The following is a 4615-nucleotide window of genomic DNA, read 5'->3' on the forward strand; positions in this document are numbered from 1 at the left end:
GCGGCGCGGGCGCCGGGGCACGCCGCGCCGGACACGTGCGGTGCGGGCGACCGGTTCGCCGCGGCCGCGACGGCGGCCCTGCTCGATGGCGCGGACACGACCGAAGCGGTGGTGACGGCGGTCGAGGCGGCCGCCCGGTTCGTCACCGACGGCGGGGCCACGGCCCTGTCGACGAACGACGGGCCGGTGGCCGACCCGCAGCCGGCCACCGACGCCTTCGGCCTCGCGCGGCGCGTCCGGGAGCGCGGCGGGCGCCTGGTCGCCACCGGCGGCTGCTTCGACCTGCTGCACCCCGGGCACGTGAGCCTCCTGCGGCAGGCCCGCGCCCTCGGCGACGCCCTGGTCGTGTGCCTCAATTCCGATGCGTCGGTGCGGGCCCTCAAGGGTTCCGGCCGCCCGCTGGTGCGCGACCGCGACCGCGCCCGGCTGCTCGCCGCCTTGTCCTTCGTGGACGCGGTAGCCGTGTTCGACGAGGACTCCCCCGCCGCCGTCCTGGAGCGGCTGCGCCCGGACGTGTGGGTGAAGGGCGGCGACTACGCCCGAGCCGACCTGCCCGAACGCGAAGTCGTCGAACGGCACGGCGGCGAAGTCGTGCTCGTCCCGACCGTTCCCGGCTACTCGACGTCCCGGCTGGTCGCCGCCGCGGCCAGTGCCTGACCCCCCGACTCCCGTAGGAGAGCGATGCGACCCCTCGGCAACGTCCTGATCACCGGTGGCGCGTCCGGCCTCGGCGCCGCCACCGTCGACGCCGTCCGCAAGGCGGGCGGCACCCCGTACGTCCTCGACCGCGTCCGGCCCGAGGAACCGGCCGAATTCGCCGAAGCCGACCTGACCGACACCGCCGCGACCGAGGCCGCGGTGCGCGAGCTGGCCGAGCGCGCGGGCGGCCTCGACGGCGTCTTCACCGCCGCCGGCACGGACGCCTGCGGCCCGCTCGGCACGGTGTCCACAGAGGACTGGGAGCGGGTGGTCAAGGTGAACTTGCTCGGCACGGCCGCCGTGATCCGCGCCGCCCTCCCCTACCTGGAGCGCTCGCACGGCACGGTCGTCACCGTGGCTTCGACGCTGGGCATCAAGGCCGTGAGCGACGCGACCGCCTACTGCGCCTCGAAGTTCGGCGTGGTCGGGTTCACCCGCGCGCTCGCTGCCGAGCTGGCCGGGCGCGTCGGCGTCACCCTGCTCATCCCCGGCGGGATGTGGACGCACTTCTTCGACGACCGCACCGACCAGTACAAGCCGCCGCCGGACGCGAAGCTCAACGAACCCGGGCACGTCGCGAACACCGTCGTCTTCGCGCTGCAGCAGCCGCCCGGGGCCGAGGTGCGCGAGCTCGTCGTGTGCGCGTCGGAGGAGGGGTCGTGGCCGTGAGCGCCGCGGTCCTCGTGCTGCGCGCGCTCGGCCTCGGGGACCTGCTGACGGCGGTCCCCGCGCTCCGGGCGCTGCGGTCCGCGTACCCGGACCACCGGCTGGTGCTGGCGGCGCCAGAGGGCTTGCGCGACCTGGTCGAGCTGATCGACGCGGTCGACGAGCTCCTGCCGACGGCCGGGCTCGGCGAGCTCGCGTGGCCCGGACCGCCGCCGCGGCTCGCGGTCAACCTGCACGGCAGTGGCCCGGAGAGCCTCCACGACCTCCTCGCGGCCGACCCCGCCGAGCTGCTGACCCACCACCACGCCGACTTCCCCGACGTCGCGGGTTTGCGGTGGCGCGACGACGTGCACGAAGTCGACCGCTGGTGCCGGCTCGTCGAGTACGCCCACCTGGAAGCGGATCGCACGGCGCTGCGGCTGCCCGCGCCGCCCGGGCCGAGCCCCGCCCCGGACGCCGTGGTGATCCACCCGGGTGCCGCGTTCCCCGCGCGCCGGTGGCCGCCCGAGCGGTTCGCCCGCGTGGCCGGCGCGCTGGCCGCGGCCGGGCACCGCGTCGTGCTCACCGGCAGCGCCGGCGAACGCGATCTGGCCCTCTCGATCGCTTCCCGCGCCGGACTCGGCGAGGAAGCCGTGCTCGCCGGGCGGACCGGCCTGGCGGAGCTGGCCGCGCTGGTGGCCGGGGCCGCGCTCGTCGTCTGCGGCGACACCGGCGTCGGGCACCTCGCGACCGCGTTCGGCACGCCGTCGGTGCTGCTGTTCGGCCCGACCCCGCCTCGGCTCTGGGGCCCGCCGCCCGAAGCGCGGCAGCACGTCGTGCTGTGGGCCGGGAACGTCGGCGACCCGCACGGCGAGCAGCCCGACGGCGGGCTGCTGCTCCTCGGTGAGGAACGCGTGCTCGCCGCCACCCGCTCCGCGCTGGAAGCACGGGTGCCGCATGGCTGAGCACATCGGGGTCGTCGGCGCGGGCTACGTCGGCCTGACCAGCGCCGCGTGCTTCGCGCGGCTCGGTCACCGGGTGACCTGCGTGGACGCCGACGAGTCCAAAGTGGACCAGCTGGGTCGCGGCGAGGTGACCATCGCCGAGCCCGGCCTGCCCGAGCTGGTCGCCCAGGGCCTCGGCGACGGCACGCTCACCTTCACCGACGCCCAGGCCGAGCTGTACGGCGCCGACCTCGTGTTCCTCTGCCTCCCGACGCCGCCCGGCGGCGACGGCCGGCCCGACCTCGGTGTCTTCGAAACGGTCGTGACGCAGCTCGGCCGGCTGCTGCGGCCCGGCTGCGCGGTGGTCACCAAGTCGACCGTCCCGGTCGGCACCGCGGCCCGGCTGCCCGGCCTGCTGCGCCGGGACGACCTGCCGGTCGTGAGCAACCCCGAGTTCCTCCGCGAGGGCCACGCCGTCGAGGACTTCCTGCACCCCGATCGGGTGGTCGTCGGCACCGACCCGCCGGGTTCCGCGGCCGCGCGGCGGGTCGCGCGGCTGTACGAACCGACCGGCGCCCCCGTCGTCACCACGGCCTCGGCCAGCGCCGAGCTCGCGAAGTACGCGAGCAACGCGTTCCTCGCGGTGAAGCTGTCCTACGTGAACGTCCTCGCCGAACTGTGCGAGCGGTTTGGCGCGGACGTCCGGGAGGTAGCCCGGACCATGGGACTCGACGCGCGGATCGGCCCGGAGTTCCTCGCCCCGGGCCCCGGCTGGGGCGGCTCGTGCCTGCCGAAGGACACGTCGGCGCTGCTGCACGCGGCCGAGTCGGCAGGGGTCGAGTTCGGCATCCTGCGCGACGCGGTCCGCGTCAACGGCCGGCAGCGCGCCCGTGTCGTGCGGGGCGTGCGCCTGGCCGTCACCGGGTCGGCGGCGGGCTCCCTCGCCGGCGCCCGGATCGGCCTGCTCGGCCTGGCGTTCAAGGCCGGCACCGGCGACCTGCGCGACTCACCCGCCCTGGCGGTCGCGGCCGAGCTCGCCCGGGCGGGCGCGGAGCTGACCGCGCACGACCCGGCGGTCGGGGCCGTGCCGGGCTTGCCCGCCGTCCAGGTGGTGGACGATCCGTACCTCGTCGCCAAGGACGCCGCGGCGCTGGTCGTGCTCACCGAATGGCCGGAGTTCCGGGACCTCGACTGGGCCCGGCTCGCCGCGTCGGCCGCGCGGGCGGTCGTCGTCGACACCCGCAACCTGCTCGATCCCGACGCCCTCGCCGACGCCGGCTTCACCCACCTCGGCGTCGGCACCCAGCCACGGAGGCAGTCATGACCCTGCGCGTCCTCGCGCTGACCTGCACGCTCAAGCCGTCGCCGTCGAAGTCGAGCAGCGATCTCATCGCGCGCCAGCTGCTCGACCTCTTCGCCGAACGCGGCGCCACCGGTGAGCTGGTCCGCGTCGTCGACCACGACGTCCGCCCGGGCGTCGAAGCCGACATGGGCGCGGGCGACGAGTGGCCGGAGATCCGCCGCAAGATCGCCGCCGCGGACATCCTGCTGATCGCCACCCCGACGTGGGTCGGGCACATGTCGAGCGTCGCCCAGCGCGTCCTCGAACGGCTGGACGCGGAACTGTCCGAAACGGACGACGAGGGCCGGCCGGCGATGTTCGGCAAGGTCGCGGTCGCGGCGGTGGTCGGCAACGAAGACGGCGCCCACAAGATCATCGCGGACCTGTTCCAGGCGCTGAACGACACCGGCTTCACGGTGCCCGCGCAGGGCGGCACGTACTGGAACGGCGAGGCCATGCAGGGCGGGGACTACCAGGACCTCGACGAGACGCCGAAGGCCGTGGCCTCGACGAACGCGACGCTGGTCCGCAACGCCGTCCACCTGGCCACCCTGCTCGGGGCTCAGCAGTACCCGGCGTCATGACTACTCCTTTCGAGTGACGCCACTGCTCCGGACGAGTGTGTCCTGGACCACGGGGTAGTCGGTCGGGACCATCCACAGTGAGGGGGCGCCATGCCGAACCGAGTGCTGATCAGCCGCGACAGCAAGCCCATCCCGTGCGAAGAGTGCGGACTGCCCGCGCTGCACGTCGCCCGGCTGATCGCCGCCGACGGCAGCCTGCTGGGCCAGACCATGGTGTGCACGGCCTGCCGCCGCCACCGTTCCGAAGCCGAAGCGGCCGTCGCGGTCCCGTAGCCGCCGCCGCGGTGTCTTGAATGAGTCATTCAGGCAAGGCCGGGTAGTTAGGGCGGTGTGGGTCGTGTCAAGGGGCTTGTCGCGGCGTCGGTGACGGTCACGTCGATGACGACTTTCAGGCAGGCGCG

6 protein-coding genes are annotated in these 4615 nt (G+C 74.9%); all 6 read left to right on the plus strand.

Features of this window, described 5'->3' with window-relative positions; all coding sequences use genetic code 11:
• Positions 1-657: D-glycero-beta-D-manno-heptose 1-phosphate adenylyltransferase (gene rfaE2, locus AB0N03_RS51885; RefSeq protein WP_364388893.1), on the plus strand; the 657-nt coding region annotated here is incomplete at its 5' end.
• Positions 658-681: 24 nt separating this feature from the next.
• On the plus strand, positions 682-1368 hold the full coding sequence (locus AB0N03_RS51890) for an SDR family oxidoreductase (protein ID WP_364388896.1): 687 nt from the start codon (positions 682-684) through the stop codon (positions 1366-1368).
• A complete protein-coding gene (locus tag AB0N03_RS51895) occupies positions 1359-2309 on the plus strand; it encodes a glycosyltransferase family 9 protein (protein ID WP_364388898.1) in 951 nt (316 codons plus the stop codon). The genes AB0N03_RS51890 and AB0N03_RS51895 overlap by 10 nt, the downstream gene beginning before the upstream one ends.
• Positions 2302-3612, plus strand: coding sequence for a UDP-glucose/GDP-mannose dehydrogenase family protein (locus AB0N03_RS51900; RefSeq protein ID WP_364388901.1), 1311 nt, complete (start codon positions 2302-2304; stop codon positions 3610-3612). The genes AB0N03_RS51895 and AB0N03_RS51900 overlap by 8 nt, the downstream gene beginning before the upstream one ends.
• A complete protein-coding gene (locus AB0N03_RS51905) occupies positions 3609-4214 on the plus strand; it encodes an NAD(P)H-dependent oxidoreductase (RefSeq protein WP_364388903.1) in 606 nt (201 codons plus the stop codon). Before AB0N03_RS51900 ends, AB0N03_RS51905 begins: the two co-directional genes overlap by 4 nt.
• A 90-nt stretch (positions 4215-4304) precedes the next feature.
• Positions 4305-4487, plus strand: coding sequence for a hypothetical protein (locus AB0N03_RS51910; RefSeq protein WP_364388905.1), 183 nt, complete (start codon positions 4305-4307; stop codon positions 4485-4487).
• Positions 4488-4615: the final 128 nt, after the last annotated feature.

It is taken from the genome of Amycolatopsis sp. NPDC051061 (assembly GCF_040682935.1).
In the GTDB taxonomy this organism is placed as follows: domain Bacteria; phylum Actinomycetota; class Actinomycetes; order Mycobacteriales; family Pseudonocardiaceae; genus Amycolatopsis.